The sequence below is a fragment of the Methylobacterium oryzisoli genome, assembly GCF_046557895.1.
Taxonomy (GTDB): Bacteria; Pseudomonadota; Alphaproteobacteria; order Rhizobiales; family Beijerinckiaceae; genus Methylobacterium; species Methylobacterium oryzisoli.
Genome location: NZ_JBKIBX010000031.1, coordinates 23866 through 37362 on the forward strand (window position 1 = coordinate 23866; position 13497 = coordinate 37362).

General features: G+C 72.7%; 16 protein-coding genes. 14 read left to right on the forward strand and 2 right to left on the reverse strand.

Annotation, left to right across the window (positions count from 1 at the left end; all coding sequences use genetic code 11):
• Positions 1–29 precede the first annotated feature (29 nt).
• Positions 30–1040, reverse strand: coding sequence for a l-ornithine N(alpha)-acyltransferase (olsB, locus tag ACKUB9_RS23950; RefSeq protein ID WP_407527754.1), 1011 nt, complete (start codon positions 1038–1040; stop codon positions 30–32).
• Positions 1041–1226: 186 nt separating this feature from the next.
• A complete protein-coding gene (locus ACKUB9_RS23955; RefSeq protein WP_407527752.1) occupies positions 1227–1622 on the reverse strand; it encodes a DUF2267 domain-containing protein in 396 nt (131 codons plus the stop codon).
• A 234-nt stretch (positions 1623–1856) separates the two neighbouring features.
• On the opposite strand from ACKUB9_RS23955, the gene rplU reads away from it, so the two are divergent.
• From rplU to ACKUB9_RS24025, 14 genes are all read left to right on the forward strand, one after another.
• On the forward strand, positions 1857–2174 hold the full coding sequence (gene rplU, locus ACKUB9_RS23960; protein WP_407527749.1) for a 50S ribosomal protein L21: 318 nt from the start codon (positions 1857–1859) through the stop codon (positions 2172–2174).
• 52 nt (positions 2175–2226) lie between these two features.
• Positions 2227–2493: a 50S ribosomal protein L27 gene (gene rpmA, locus ACKUB9_RS23965; RefSeq protein WP_407527746.1), complete on the forward strand. Its 267-nt coding sequence runs from the start codon at positions 2227–2229 to the stop codon at positions 2491–2493.
• A 195-nt stretch (positions 2494–2688) separates the two neighbouring features.
• Complete coding sequence (locus ACKUB9_RS23970; protein WP_407527743.1) at positions 2689–3327, forward strand: GNAT family N-acetyltransferase; 639 nt, start codon at positions 2689–2691, stop codon at positions 3325–3327.
• Positions 3328–3440: 113 nt separating this feature from the next.
• Positions 3441–4469 (forward strand): GTPase ObgE, encoded by a 1029-nt coding sequence (gene obgE, locus ACKUB9_RS23975; RefSeq protein WP_407527740.1) that lies wholly within the window; start codon positions 3441–3443, stop codon positions 4467–4469.
• 51 nt (positions 4470–4520) lie between these two features.
• Positions 4521–4787, forward strand: coding sequence for a type II toxin-antitoxin system VapB family antitoxin (locus ACKUB9_RS23980; RefSeq protein ID WP_407527737.1), 267 nt, complete (start codon positions 4521–4523; stop codon positions 4785–4787).
• Positions 4784–5179 carry a type II toxin-antitoxin system VapC family toxin gene (locus tag ACKUB9_RS23985; protein WP_407527733.1) on the forward strand — a complete coding sequence of 132 codons (396 nt, stop codon included), beginning with the start codon at positions 4784–4786 and terminating at the stop codon, positions 5177–5179. Before ACKUB9_RS23980 ends, ACKUB9_RS23985 begins: the two co-directional genes overlap by 4 nt.
• The gene (gene proB, locus ACKUB9_RS23990) at positions 5176–6312 is read left to right on the forward strand and encodes a glutamate 5-kinase (protein WP_407527730.1); all 1137 of its coding nucleotides are present in this window, start codon (positions 5176–5178) and stop codon (positions 6310–6312) included. Before ACKUB9_RS23985 ends, proB begins: the two co-directional genes overlap by 4 nt.
• A 98-nt stretch (positions 6313–6410) precedes the next feature.
• Positions 6411–7706, forward strand: coding sequence for a glutamate-5-semialdehyde dehydrogenase (locus ACKUB9_RS23995; protein ID WP_407527833.1), 1296 nt, complete (start codon positions 6411–6413; stop codon positions 7704–7706).
• Between the two features lie 12 nt (positions 7707–7718).
• On the forward strand, positions 7719–8384 hold the full coding sequence (locus tag ACKUB9_RS24000; protein WP_407527728.1) for a nicotinate-nucleotide adenylyltransferase: 666 nt from the start codon (positions 7719–7721) through the stop codon (positions 8382–8384).
• A gap of 4 nt (positions 8385–8388) precedes the next feature.
• The gene (rsfS, locus tag ACKUB9_RS24005; protein WP_407527830.1) at positions 8389–8838 is read left to right on the forward strand and encodes a ribosome silencing factor; all 450 of its coding nucleotides are present in this window, start codon (positions 8389–8391) and stop codon (positions 8836–8838) included.
• Positions 8839–8871: 33 nt separating this feature from the next.
• The gene (gene rlmH / locus ACKUB9_RS24010; protein WP_407527725.1) at positions 8872–9360 is read left to right on the forward strand and encodes a 23S rRNA (pseudouridine(1915)-N(3))-methyltransferase RlmH; all 489 of its coding nucleotides are present in this window, start codon (positions 8872–8874) and stop codon (positions 9358–9360) included.
• Between the two features lie 44 nt (positions 9361–9404).
• On the forward strand, positions 9405–10664 hold the full coding sequence (locus ACKUB9_RS24015) for a murein hydrolase activator EnvC family protein (protein ID WP_407527722.1): 1260 nt from the start codon (positions 9405–9407) through the stop codon (positions 10662–10664).
• Positions 10664–11986 carry a S41 family peptidase gene (locus ACKUB9_RS24020; protein WP_407527719.1) on the forward strand — a complete coding sequence of 441 codons (1323 nt, stop codon included), beginning with the start codon at positions 10664–10666 and terminating at the stop codon, positions 11984–11986. Before ACKUB9_RS24015 ends, ACKUB9_RS24020 begins: the two co-directional genes overlap by 1 nt.
• 213 nt (positions 11987–12199) lie before the next feature.
• On the forward strand, positions 12200–13384 hold the full coding sequence (locus ACKUB9_RS24025) for a divergent polysaccharide deacetylase family protein (RefSeq protein WP_407527717.1): 1185 nt from the start codon (positions 12200–12202) through the stop codon (positions 13382–13384).
• The last annotated feature ends 113 nt before the right edge of the window (positions 13385–13497 follow it).

Here is a 13497-nt window from a genome sequence, read left to right on the forward strand (position 1 = left end):
CCTCCGTCGCGGCCGGGCGCCCCGGCGGCTCAGGCGGCGTGCCGGTCCGCTCCCGCGCCGAAATGCCCGACGTAGCGGGGGGCGATCGCCGCCACGGGCAGCACCACGAACACGTCCGTGGTGCCGAACTGCCGGTCGATCACCGCACCGTCCCCGAAGGTCGCGCCCACGCGCAGGTAGCCCTTGAGCAGCGGCGGCAGCGCCTGGAGCGCGGCCTTCGGATCGATGGCCTCGCGGCCGAGGCGGTCCATCGGCACGTACCGCTCCGGCAGCGCCCGGGCGCGCCAGCGCTCCGGCGCCCGGGCGAAGTGGTGGAGGAAGCTCAGGGGCAGGGCGAGCCGGTCCGGATCGGTGCCCTCCAGGCTGGCGCAGCCGATCATCGCGTCGATGCGGTGATGCAGCACGTAGGTCCAGATGCCGTGCCACAGGAGTTCGACGGTCCGCTTGGTGCGGTAGGGCTTCAGCACGCAGGAGCGCCCGAGTTCGAGCAGGCGCATGCCGCGATTCGCGTCGAGGAGCGGCGCAAGGTCGTACTCGCCCGACGAGTAGAAGCCGAAATGCCGGTCCGCCTCGTCCTGGCGCAGCAGGCGGTAGGTGCCCACCACCTTCGGGCGCGGCTTGCGGAAGGGCTTGGCATCGGTCGCGGCGTGGTCGAGGACGAGGAGGTGGTCGCAGACCGCGTCGTACTCGTCGATGTCGCGCCGCTTGAGCGCCGCGAGGCCGAGCGGCACCGCGCTCATCTCCTCGTAGAACACGCCGTAGCGCAGGCGCTGGGCGCGCTTCACGTCCTTGGGGCGCGTCGCGAGCCGCACTTCGAGGGAGCCGATCCGGCCGAGCACCGGGTCGAGCCCGTTGGTCGGCAGCCGGGTCGGCAGGCGGGCGAGGCGGGGAAACAGCCGGGCGGGTGCGCCGGTCCCGCGCAGGTCGATCGCCGGCCGCGGGTCGCTCAGGCCGGGGCGCTGCAGCAGCCGCGCGAACGGCATCGGCGCGCGCGCCTCGCGCCCGGCCGGGGAAGCACCGCGGGTGAGGAACGGAACCATGATCGTGGCATCCCGTGCGGCGCGATTCCGGCTCTCGTGAGCCGTCGCTTGGCCGCCTGCGGGGGGCAGAACATCACGAAGCGCAGACGGTTTTGTGACACGCCGGCCCGATCGTTCTCAAGGACTTGCAGGAGGGACTCGCAGACGGCCGCCCCGGGCGCCCGCCCGAGACAGCCGGATCCGCCGTCAGACGAACTGGCTGAGGCCCGGGATCGAGCCGACGATCGGGCCCATCACGTCCTCGCCGGCCTTCTCGCGGCCGTAGGCGAAGAGTTCGTGGCCGAGCGGCTGCATCTGGCCCATCGGCACGCCGGCCGCCATCAGCTTCTGGCCGAGCGCCATCACGCCCCCGCCCATCATGCCGCCCAGCATGCCCATCAGGCCGCCGCCGCCCTCGCCGGGACCGCCGTCGCCGGCCTGCGCGACCACGGCGTCCGCGCCCGGCATCGCGGCGATGAGCCGGCTCACCTCCTCGGGCGGGCCCTCCTTCTGCAGGAAGGCCAGGATGAGGCCGATCGCCTTCTGGGCCGTGGTCGCGTCCAGCCCCGTGGCCTGCACCACCCGGGCAACAAGTTCTTCCATCGCGGTCTCCTGCACAACGCGGGACCGCTCTTCGGCGATGCGCCCCCCGAAATCAAGGCGCGGCATTGACAGAGGAGGGGACGCGCGGGTATCGAGCCATCCTTGGCGCGCGGACCATCCGGTTCGCGCGCCGTCGCGTTCGCGGTGTCCGCTTCAGGGCGCCGAGACGTCAACTGTCAAGAAGACGGTGCCCGGCCTCATGCCGGAGCCCGGATGGAACACGAGACGACAACGATGTTCGCAGTGATCAAGACCGGCGGCAAGCAGTACCGCGTCGCCGCCAACGACGTCATCACGGTCGGGAAGATCGAGGGCGAGGCCGGCACGGCCATCACCTTCGGCGAGGTTCTGCTCTACGCCGACGGCGCGGGCGCGACCCAGGTGGGCGCTCCGGTCGTGTCGGGCGTCAGCGTCGCGGGCGAGATCGTCTCGCAGACGCGCGGGCCGAAGATCATCGCCTTCAAGAAGCGCCGCCGGCAGAACTCGCGCCGCAAGCGCGGGCATCGCCAGGACTTCACCGTGGTGCGCGTGACGGGCATCAGCGCCGCCTGACCCAGCGCCGGCAGCAGAGCCCGATCGTTCAGAGAATTCAGGAGTTAGCCAAATGGCTCACAAGAAAGCAGGCGGTTCGTCCCGCAACGGCCGCGATTCCGAAGGCCGCCGCCTCGGCGTGAAGAAGTTCGGCGACGAGGCCGTGCGCGCCGGCAACATCATCATTCGCCAGCGCGGCACGCGCTGGCATCCCGGCGTCAACGTCGGCATGGGCCGCGACCACACCCTCTTCGCGCTGACGGACGGCCGCGTCCGCTTCGCCACCAAACACGGCCGAGCTTTCGTAACGGTCGTTTCGGCCCAAGAGGCCGCAGAGTAACCCGACGGAGCCAGTGACGAAGGTGCTCCGCCGGTGTCCCCACACCGACCCGGCGGATCCGAACCGAAGTCCTGGCCCATGACGGCCAAGCTCCGATCGAGACCCGAGGGGAGGGTGGGGGACCACCTTCCCCTTCGTCGTTCTCGTGGCCGGTGAGGCGCAGCGCGCCTCGACCGGCAGGATCGGAGTCAGGCGATGTTCCCCGACCTCACCCGTGACGACGTCTTCCGCCTCGAGACCCGCCGGCTGTGGCTGCGTTGGCCGCGCCAAGCGGATGCTCAGGCCATCGTCCGGCTCGCGGGGGAGAAAGCCGTAGCCGACATGACCGCCCGGATCCCGCATCCGCTCGAACCGCCGCAGGTCGAGGACTTCGTGCTGCGGTCGCGGCGCGACAACGCGGAGGGCCGGGCGCTCACGATGGCGGTGACGCCGCGGCGCCAGCCGCAGACGCTGATCGGCGTGGTGGGGATCGAGCCCGATTCCGACGGTGCGCCGCATCTCGGCTACTGGCTCGGCATGCCGCACTGGGGGCAGGGCCTCGCCACCGAGGCCGCGCGGGCGATGATCGACGCCTTCTTCGCCTACACGGACGGGGTGGAACTCACCTCGGCCGCCCGGGTGGTGAACCCGGCCTCGCGGCGAGTGCTGGAGAAGTGCGGCTTCGCGGCGGTCGGTTCCGGCCTCCAGGCCTTCCCGGCCCGCGGCGGGGTGTTTCCGGTCGACCGGTTCCGGCTCGACCGGCGGGCCTGGGACAGCCTGAAGACGTGGCACGCCGCGGGCCTCGTCTTCGACCGGCACCGGACCTCGTCCGAGGGCCTGTGCGCCGGGGCGTGACCGAGGCCGGCCCCGGGTTCCCGCCCGCGGGATCGGACGCCGGAGCATGAACGAGACCGGCCGGAGGGTGCGCCCTCCGGCCTCCCCGCGTTGAGGTGAGTGGAGACGGTGCCGTGAAGTTCCTCGACGAAGCCAAGGTCTACGTACGCTCCGGCGACGGCGGGGCCGGCAGCGTCTCGTTCCGGCGCGAGAAATTCATCGAGTTCGGCGGGCCGGACGGCGGCGACGGCGGCCGGGGCGGCGACGTCTGGGCCGAGTGCGTGGAGGGGCTGAACACCCTCATCGACTACCGCTACCAGCAGCACTTCAAGGCCAAGAAGGGCGAGCACGGCTCCGGCCGCAACCGCGCCGGCGCCAAGGGGCCGGACGTGGTGCTGAAGGTGCCGGCCGGGACCCAGATCCTGGACGAGGACGGCGAAACGCTGGTGGCCGACCTCACGCGGGTCGGCCAGAAGGTGCAGCTCGCGCGCGGCGGCAACGGCGGCTTCGGCAACGCCTACTTCACCACCTCGACGAACCGCGCCCCGCGCCACGCCAATCCGGGGCAGGAGGGGCAGGAGCGCTGGCTGTGGCTGCGCCTCAAGCTGATCGCCGATGCGGGCCTCGTCGGGCTTCCCAACGCCGGCAAGTCGACCTTCCTGGCCACCGTCACGGCGGCCAAGCCCAAGATCGCCGATTATCCCTTCACGACCCTGCATCCGGGCCTCGGCGTGGTGCGGGTCGACACCCGCGAATTTGTGCTCGCCGACATCCCGGGCCTGATCGAGGGCGCCCACCAGGGCGTCGGCCTCGGCGACCGCTTCCTCGCCCACGTGGAGCGCTGCCGGGTGCTGCTCCACCTCGTCGAGGGCACGAGCGAGGATGCGGGCGCGGCCTACCGGCTGGTGCGCACCGAACTCGACGCCTACGGGCACGGCCTCGCCGAGAAGCCGGAGGTCGTCGCGCTCTCCAAGGCCGACGCCCTCGATCCCGAGACGCTGGAGGCCCAGGTGGCGCGGCTGACGGAGGCGGCCGGGCGACCGCCGCTGGTGCTCTCCGCCGCGACCCGCCAGGGCGTGCCCGAGGCCCTGCGCCTGCTGCTGGCCCGCATGGACGAGGCCGCCTCCGACGATCCGGCCCCGATGGGCGCGTGGCAGCCTTGAGCGCGCGGCACCCGCGGGCGTAGTCTGGCGGGGCGTGCGGCACGGGTCGTCATGAGCGAAAAACTGGTCATCGAGAGCGACGAGGCCGTGGGCCTCGCCAGCACCATTGCCGAGCGGATGGGGATCACGCCCCACGAGGCCGTCCTGCGCGGTCTGCGCGCGCTCGACACGGACGTGCGCCACGCCCGTCCGGAATGGGACCGGTCCGCCTTCATGGCGAAGATCCTGGCCTTGGGCGAGACGGCGCGGGCCGAACTCCCACCCGGCACGACCTCGGACCATTCCGATCTCTACGACGAGACCGGTCTGCCGCGATGATCGCAGTCGACACGTCGGCCCTCGTCGCGATCGCCTTCGGCGAGGAGGATGCGGCGACGCTTGTCGATCGGCTGACGCGCCAGGACAGCATCGTCGGGGCGCCGTCGCTGTTCGAGGCCTACCTCGTCGTCCACAACCAGATGTCCATGGTGCCGAAGACGATCCTGGCCGACCTGCTGACCATACCGACGCTGCGCATCGTCCCCTTCACGCAGGCCCACGCCACCCTCGCGCGCGACGCCTATCTGCGCTACGGCAGGGGCCGGGGGCATCCGGCCAAGTTGAACTTCGGCGACTGCCTCGCCTATGCGGTGGCCAAGCGCGACGACCTCCCCCTGCTCTTCAAGGGCGACGACTTCGTGCACACCGACCTGATTCCGGCCGCCCCATGACCCCGCTTCCCGGCACGCCCGCCCTCGACCAGTTCCGCCGCGTCGTCCTGAAGGTCGGATCCGCACTCCTCGTCGACCGGGCGCGCGGGCGGCTGCGGCACGCGTGGCTCGCGGCCTTGGCCGAGGACATCGCGGACCTCCACGCCCGCGGGGTCGACGTGCTGGTGGTCTCGTCGGGCTCGATCGCGCTCGGCCGCACGGTGCTGGGTTTTCCGGCCGGGGCGCTGCGCCTGGAGGAGAGCCAGGCCGCTGCGGCGGTGGGGCAGATCGCGCTCGCGCGGCACTGGTCGGAGGCGCTGGCGCATCACGGCATCGCCGCGGGTCAGATCCTCGTCACGCCGCACGACACCGAGGAACGCCGCCGCTACCTCAACGCCCGCGCCACCACCCTGAAGCTCCTGGAGGTGCGCGCCGTGCCGGTCGTCAACGAGAACGACACGGTGGCGACCTCCGAGATCCGCTATGGCGACAACGACCGCCTGGCCGCCCGGGTCGCCACCATGATCGGCGCCGACCTCCTGGTGCTGTTCTCGGACATCGACGGGCTCTACACCGCCCCCCCCGCGAGCGACCCGAGCGCCCGGCACCTGCCGGTCATCGAGCGGATCACTCCGGAGATCGAGGCGATGGCGGGCGGTCCGGCCTCCGACCTGTCGCGCGGCGGCATGCGCACCAAGATCGAGGCGGGCAAGATCGCCACCGGCGGCGGCACCCATATGCTGATCGCGGACGGCCGGGGCAAGAATCCGCTGCGGGCCGTGACGGCGGGCGCGCGGGCCTCGTGGTTCCTGTCGGGCTCGACTCCCACCGCGGCGCGCAAGACCTGGATCGCCGGCTCGCTGGAGCCGCGCGGCGTGCTCACCATCGACGCGGGCGCCGAGCGGGCGCTGGCCGGCGGGGCCAGCCTGCTGCCGGTGGGGGTCGCGCGCATCGACGGCGCCTTCGCGCGCGGCGACGCGGTGATCATCCGGTCCATCGGCGGCCACGTCCTCGGGCGCGGCCTCGTCGCCTACGACAGCGACGACGCGGCGCGGATCGCCGGGCGCTCCAGCCGGGAGATCGAGGGGGTGCTCGGCTATCCCGGCCGGGCCGAGATGGTCCACCGGGACGACATGGCCCTCATCGGCGAATAGCTCCCGCGCGCCGGCCTCGCTTGTCGGCGGGAATACCCGGTGGCATGGAGGGGGGATGCGCTCCTGCCGGAGCGCCAGCGATTGCCAGGATGACGGCCGTGTCAGTGCTCACCCTGAAGCCCCGCGCCGCGACCGACGACGTCGACGCCCTCATGCGCGAGATCGGCACCCGCGCCCGGGCGGCCGCGCGGCAGGTGGCCCGCATCCCTGCCCAGCAGAAGGACATGGCCCTGCGCGCCGCCGCGGGCGCGATCCGCGCCGCCGCGCCGACGATCCTAGAAGCGAACCGCGCCGACGTGGCGGAGGCCCGCGCCAAGGCGCTGCCCGCCGCCACCATCGACCGCCTGGAGCTGAACCCGGATCGCATCGAGGGCATCGCCGCCGCCGTCGAGAACATCGCCGGGCTGCCCGACCCGGTCGGGCGGCAGCTCGCCGCCTTCGAGCGCCCCAACGGGCTCGCCATCGAGCGCATCTCGACGCCGCTCGGCGTGGTCGGCGTCATCTTCGAGAGCCGGCCCAACGTCACGGCCGATGCGGGGGCGCTGTGCCTCAAGGCCGGCAACGCCGCGGTGCTGCGCGCCGGCTCCGAGAGCCTGCGCAGCGCGGACGCCATCGCGGCCGCGATGACCGAGGGGCTGGTCGCCCAGGGCCTGCCGCAGGACGCGATCCAGCTGGTGCCGGTGCGCGACCGGGCCGCGGTCGGCGCCATGCTCACCGGCCTCGACGGCTGCATCGACGTGATCGTGCCGCGCGGCGGCAAGAGCCTCGTGGCGCGGGTGCAGTCCGAGGCGCGCGTGCCGGTCTTCGCGCATCTCGAAGGCATTTGCCACGTCTACGTGCACGCGGATGCCGATCTCGGCATGGCGCTCACGCTGGTGCGCAACAGCAAGCTGCGGCGCACCGGCATCTGCGGCGCCGCCGAGACCCTGCTGGTCGACCAAGCCTGCGCCGCCACGCATCTGCGGCCCCTGGTGTCCGACCTGCTCGACGCCGGCTGCGCGGTGCGCGGCGACGCGGCTACGCAGGCGGTCGACCCGCGCGTCACGCCCGCGAGCGAGGCCGACTGGCGCACGGAATACCTCGACGCGATCATCGCCGTGCGGGTGGTGGACGGCCTGGAGGCCGCCATCGACCACATCGAGACCCACGGCTCGCACCACACCGAATCGATCATCACCGAGGACGAGGCCGTGGCCGACCGCTTCCTCGCCGAGGTCGATTCCGCCATCGTGATCCACAACGCCTCGACGCAGTTCGCCGATGGCGGCGAGTTCGGCTTCGGGGCCGAGATCGGGATCGCGACGGGCCGGATGCACGCCCGCGGCCCGGTGGGCGTCGAGCAACTCACCACCTTCAAGTACCGGGTGCACGGGTCGGGCCAGACGCGGCCCTGACCCAGCCTTCCCGTGATCGTCCGCCTGCCGCCGAGCGCGCCGGGGCTGCGCGTCGGCCTCTACGGCGGCTCGTTCAATCCCGCCCATGCCGGCCACCTGCACGTGAGCCGGCTCGCTTTGCGCCGTCTTGCCCTCGACCGGATCTGGTGGCTGGTGAGCCCCGGCAACCCGCTCAAGGACCGCACGGTCCTGGCGCCGCTCCCCGAGCGCGTGGCCGGCGCGGCGGCCATCGCCCGCGACCCGCGCGTCAGCGTCACGGATTTCGAGAGCCGGATCGGGGCGCGCTACACCCGGGAATCGCTGCACTGGCTGGTGCGCCACCGGCCGGGCCTCCGCTTCGTCTGGATCATGGGCGCCGACAGCCTCGCGGGCTTCCACCGCTGGCAGGGCTGGCGCACCATCGCCAGCACGATGCCGATCGCGGTGATCGACCGGCCGGGCTTCACCCTCACGGGGGTGGCCGGCCGCGCCGCGCGGGCGCTCGGCCGCTACCGCCTCGACGAGAGCGACGCCGCGCTCCTGGCCGACGCCGTGCCCCCCGCCTGGGTCTTCCTGCACGGCCCGCGCTCCGACCTGTCCTCCACGGCGCTGCGCAACGCGCAGGCATCGACGCAATGGCAAGGTGAGGATGCCGGACAAGACCGTATTGAAAGCGGAGCCCCTGCGCCCTTATCTTGATGGCATGGCGCCGACCGGCGCCGATCAACAGGGGTCGGCACTGAACCAACTCTCCTCTCGCGAAGCTCTCGTCCACGAGCTTCCCGCTCGGTCCGACGCGGATGCGCCGGCGGCCGAGGATCTCCGGTCGGTCGCTCTCGGCTGCCTCGCGGACATGAAGGCCGAGGACACGGTCGAGATCGACCTCGTCGGCAAGACCTCGATCGCCGACGCGATGATCATCACCTCCGGCCGCTCGCAGCGGCACGTCGGCTCCATCGCCGACAAGCTGCTGCAGGAGCTGAAGGCCAAAGGCTTCGGCAACGCCCGCGTGGAGGGGCTGCCGGCCTGCGACTGGGTGCTGATCGATGCCGGGGACCTTCTGGTCCACATCTTCCGGCCCGAGGTGCGCCACTTCTACAACTTGGAGAAGATGTGGGGCGCCGACCGGCCGGGCGACCGCCTCGCCGGCTGACCGCTTCGTCCCGCGCCAGGGAAGGGGCCGCCGGTGCGCCTCGCCCTCGTGGCCGTGGGCCGGCTCAAGCGCGGGCCGGAGCGCGACCTCGCCGACAGCTACCGCGCCCGCGCGGATGCGCTGGCGCGCGGCCTCGGCCTCTCGCCCGTGCAGGTCACCGAGATTTCCGAGAGCCGGGCGCGCCGGGCGCCCGACCGCTGCGACGAGGAGGGATCCCTGATCCTCGGCGCGGTGCCGCCCGGCAGCGCCCTCGTCGTCATGGACGAGGGCGGTCGCCCGGTCACCAGCACCGGCTTCGCCGAGCAGATCGGCGCGTGGCGGGACGGCGGGCGGCCCGGTCTCGCGATCGTGATCGGCGGGGCCGACGGTCTGGGCGCGGCAGTCAGGCAACGCGCCGACCTGGTGTTCGCGTTCGGGGCCGCGACCCTGCCGCACGGGCTTGTGCGGATCCTCGCCCTGGAGCAGGTCTACCGCGCGATGACCATCCTCGCCGGCCATCCCTACCACCGCGGCGCCCCGTGATCCGACGCCTCCCTCTCGCCCTTCTGATCCCGGCCGGAACGGCGATGCTGGCCGGAACGGCCAGCGGGCAGGAGCGCGCGCCCCCGAAGCCCGACGCGGTCGAGCAGGCTCAGGCCGAGAAGGAGCAGCGTGCCGAGAGCCTGAAGGCGCTCGAAGCCGCGATGGCCGCGAGCACCCAGGCGCGCGAGCGCCTGGAGAAGGAGGTGGCGGACCTCAAGGGCGACCGCGCCAAGCTCAACGAGGCGCTCATCGACGGCACCAAGCGCGCGCAGGAGGCCGAGGAGCGGATCGCCGCCCTGGAGACCCGCCTGCAGACCCTCACGGCGAGCGAGGCCGCGATCCGCCGCTCGCTCCAGGCCCGCCGCGGCGTGATCGCCGAGGTGCTGGCGGCGCTCCAGCGCATGGGCCGCCGCCCTCCGCCGGCCGTGCTGGTCCAGCCCGAGGACGTGCTCGCGGCGATCCGCACCTCCATGCTGCTCGGCGCGGTGGTGCCCGAACTGCAGGGCGAGGCCGAGACCCTGGCGGGCGACCTGACCGAACTCGTGCGCCTGCGCGGCCTCATCGCGGGCGACAAGGAGAACCTCGCCCAGGGCCTCAAGGCCTGGGCCGGCGAGCAGCAGCGGCTCAGCGCCCTGATCGCCGCCCGCCAGTCCCGCCTCGGCGAGGCCGAGAGCGGGCTCGCGGGCGAGCGCGAGCGGGCCGCGACGCTGGCCGGGCAGGCGCGCTCGCTGCGGGACCTCGTGGAGCGGCTGGAGGGAACGATCTCCGGGGCGCGCCGCGCCGCCGAGGCCGAGCGCACCGAGACCCGGGAGCGTTTCGCCGCGGCGGCCCTGCGCGATCCGGCCCGGCTGGCGCCGAAGGTCCCGTTCGCCCAGGTGCGGGGCGCGGTGCCGCGGCCGGCGAGCGGCGAGGTGGTGAAGGCGTTCGGCGCCTCCGACGGCAGCGGCGGCACCACCCGCGGCATATCGCTCGCGGTGCGCCCGCGGGCGGTGGTCGCCTCTCCGGCGGACGGCTGGGTCGCGTATGCGGGCGCGTTCCGCTCCTATGGACGACTCTTGATCATCAACGCGGGCGACGGCTACTATCTGCTTCTGGCAGGCATGGAACAGATCAACGTGGAGGTCGGTCAGTTCGTGCTCGCCGGGGAGCCGGTCGCCGCCATGGGAGAGACCGGCTCGGCGCCTTCCGCCGGAGCCGGCGGGCGGAACGATCCCGTCCTCTACGTCGAGTTCAGGAAAGACGGTGGCTCCATCGACCCGGAGCCGTGGTGGGCCAGAGGGTCAAGCGAGAAGGTTCGCGGATAATGCGCAAAGTTTCCCTCGTCCTGTTCGGAGCGATGCTCGGGGCCGGGACAGCCACGGTAGCGACCCAGACGCACCTGCTGTCCGGCACCAGCGCCGTGGCGGCCTCGGCCGAGACCTACCGTCAGCTCAGTCTGTTCGGCGACGTCTTCGAGAAGATCCGCACGGATTACGTCGAGAAGCCCGAAGAGGCCAAGCTGATCGAGGCGGCCGTCAACGGCATGCTGACGTCGCTCGATCCGCATTCGAGCTACATGGATTCCAAGAGCTTCCGCGACATGCAGGTGCAGACGCGCGGCGAGTTCGGGGGTCTGGGCATCGAGGTCACGATGGAGGACGGCCTCATCAAGGTCGTCACTCCGATCGACGACACGCCGGCCGCCCGCGCCGGGCTGCTCGCCAACGACATCATCACCCAGATCGACAACGAGCAGGTCCAGGGCCTGACCCTGAACCAGGCCGTCGACAAGATGCGCGGCCCGGTCAACTCGCCGGTGAAGCTCAAGATCACCCGCAAGGAGGCCAAGGACCCGATCGAGGTCACGCTCAACCGCGACCTGATCCGCATCAAGCCCGTGCGCTCGCGGGTCGAGGGCGGCGACATCGGCTACATCCGCCTGACCCAGTTCAACGAGCAGACCTTCGACGGCCTCAAGGCGGCGATCGAGAAGCTCTCCACCGACCTGCCCGGCGACAAGCTCAAGGGCTACGTCCTCGACCTGCGCAACAACCCGGGCGGGCTGCTCGATCAGGCCGTGATGGTCTCGGACGCGTTCCTCGACCGCGGCGAGATCGTCTCGACCCGCGGGCGCAACCCCGACGAGACGCAGCGCTTCTCCGCCAAGTCCGGCGACCTCACCAAGGGCAAGCCCGTGGTGGTGCTAGTCAACGGCGGCTCGGCCTCGGCCTCCGAGATCGTCGCGGGCGCGCTCCAGGATCACAAGCGCGCCAACGTCATGGGCACGCGCTCCTTCGGCAAGGGCTCGGTGCAGTCGATCATCCCGCTCGGCGGCAACGGGGCGCTGCGCCTCACCACGGCGCGCTACTACACGCCGTCGGGCCGCTCGATCCAGGCCAAGGGCATCGAGCCGGACCAGGAGATCCTGCAGGAGATCCCGGACGAGCTGAAGGGCAAGGACGAGACCAAGGGCGAGGCCGGCCTCAAGGGGCACCTGAAGCAGAAGGACCAAGAGGAGCGCGGCGGGTCCTCGGCCTACGTTCCGCCGGACCCGGCCAAGGACAAGCAGCTCACCGCCGCCCTCGACTTCCTGCACGGCGCGTTCAAGGGTGCGGCCAACACCGCCAAGTCGAACGTTCCCAACTGATGCCGCGGCGGCGCAGCCGCCTTTAACGCAACGTTAACCATGAAGGCCCGCAATGGCGGTCGACTGACCGGCGCTGCGGGCCTCTTCTTTCTCCGGCGCCGGGCCTGAACGGAAGTGCCCCGGGCGGTGCCGCTCGGGTTCCTGTTTCCGCATCACGCTCGCCGCCGCACGGTCACCGCGTCGGCGAAGGATGCTCTGCCGGGACCGACCGCCGTGACCTCCGCCGATGACGTGCTCACCCGTCCCCTGGGTCTCACGGACGAAACACCCTCCCGCCTCGCGCGCTGGCGGGCGCGGGTGCCGGTCGGCCCGATCCTGGCGGCGGGCCTGAGCGTCGCGGTCGTGGGGCTGGCCGGCATCGTCGCCTTCACCGAGGATCCGCTCGGCGGCGAACCGCACGCCCTGGTGGCGATCGAGCGCCGCGCCCCCGCGGCCTCGGCCGAACCGGCCCCGCCGCCCGTCGCCGAAGGCCCCAATCGTACGGCCCGCGAGGTCGAGCGCGCCTCGGGCGTCACCGTGACCCGGCTCGACGGCGGAGCGGCGCCCGACTCGGTGGTGATCCGGGTGCCCGGCCCGGCCGAGGTCACCCTCGCGCCCGCGCCCGACCCGCGCCTGACCGAGCGCAGCCGCTATGGCAGCCTGCCGAAGCTCGGCCCCGGCGGCCTGCGCGCCCTCGACCTCTACGCCCGGCCGGAGGCGACGGCGCTCGGCAGCGGGGCGCCCCCCGCCGGGCGCATCGCCCTCGTCCTCACCGGCCTCGGCATCGGCCAGACGGCGACGCAGGACGCCATCACGCGGCTGCCGCCCGCCGTCACCCTCGCCTTCGCGCCCTACGGGCCGGACGTCGCGCGCAGCGCCACCCGCGCCCGCGAGGCCGGCCACGAGGTGATGGTCCAAGTGCCGATGGAGCCGTTCGACTATCCCGACAACGATCCCGGTCCCCAGACCCTGCTGGCGGGTGCCAAGCCCGCCGAGAATGCCGATCGGCTCGCCTTCGTGCTCTCGCGCATCCCCGGCGCGGTCGGCGCCGTGAACTACATGGGCGCCCGCCTCACCGCGGAGCCGGCCGCCCTGGAGCCGGTCCTGCGCGAGATCGGCGCCCGCGGCCTCGGCTTCCTCGACGACGGGGTCTCGCCGCGCTCGCTCAGCCTGGAGGTCGGCCACCGCACCAAGGCGCCGGTCGCCCGGGCCGAGGCCATCGACGCGATCCCGCGCGCGGATGCCATCGACCGCGAACTCGCCCGGCTGGAGGAAATCGCCCGCCGCAAGGGCTTCGCCCTCGGCTCGGCCGCGGCGCTGCCGCTGACCATCGACCGCCTCGCCCGCTGGTCGCGCGACCTCGAGAGCCGCGGCATCCTGCTCGTCCCGGCGAGCCGCAGCCTCAGGACGGCCCGGTGAGCGGCCAGCCGCGCCGCGTCTCCGGGGCATTGCCGTCCGGGCATGAGCCTTGCCGCGCCGCGACTTCTCTCGCACAAACGCGGTCAGCCCCACGACTGACCCGGCCGATCCGC

What these genes read in the sequence shown, in the direction of transcription:
- olsB (WP_407527754.1), bottom strand. Translation starts at nt 1,040, where the DNA reads ATGGTTCCGTTCCTCACCCGCGGTGCTTCCCCGGCCGGGCGCGAGGCG.
- ACKUB9_RS23955 (WP_407527752.1), bottom strand. Translation starts at nt 1,622, where the DNA reads ATGGAAGAACTTGTTGCCCGGGTGGTGCAGGCCACGGGGCTGGACGCG.
- rplU (WP_407527749.1), top strand. Translation starts at nt 1,857, where the DNA reads ATGTTCGCAGTGATCAAGACCGGCGGCAAGCAGTACCGCGTCGCCGCC.
- rpmA (WP_407527746.1), top strand. Translation starts at nt 2,227, where the DNA reads ATGGCTCACAAGAAAGCAGGCGGTTCGTCCCGCAACGGCCGCGATTCC.
- ACKUB9_RS23970 (WP_407527743.1), top strand. Translation starts at nt 2,689, where the DNA reads ATGTTCCCCGACCTCACCCGTGACGACGTCTTCCGCCTCGAGACCCGC.
- ACKUB9_RS23980 (WP_407527737.1), top strand. Translation starts at nt 4,521, where the DNA reads ATGAGCGAAAAACTGGTCATCGAGAGCGACGAGGCCGTGGGCCTCGCC.
- ACKUB9_RS23985 (WP_407527733.1), top strand. Translation starts at nt 4,784, where the DNA reads ATGATCGCAGTCGACACGTCGGCCCTCGTCGCGATCGCCTTCGGCGAG.
- proB (WP_407527730.1), top strand. Translation starts at nt 5,176, where the DNA reads ATGACCCCGCTTCCCGGCACGCCCGCCCTCGACCAGTTCCGCCGCGTC.
- rsfS (WP_407527830.1), top strand. Translation starts at nt 8,389, where the DNA reads ATGGCGCCGACCGGCGCCGATCAACAGGGGTCGGCACTGAACCAACTC.
- ACKUB9_RS24015 (WP_407527722.1), top strand. Translation starts at nt 9,405, where the DNA reads ATGCTGGCCGGAACGGCCAGCGGGCAGGAGCGCGCGCCCCCGAAGCCC.
- ACKUB9_RS24020 (WP_407527719.1), top strand. Translation starts at nt 10,664, where the DNA reads ATGCGCAAAGTTTCCCTCGTCCTGTTCGGAGCGATGCTCGGGGCCGGG.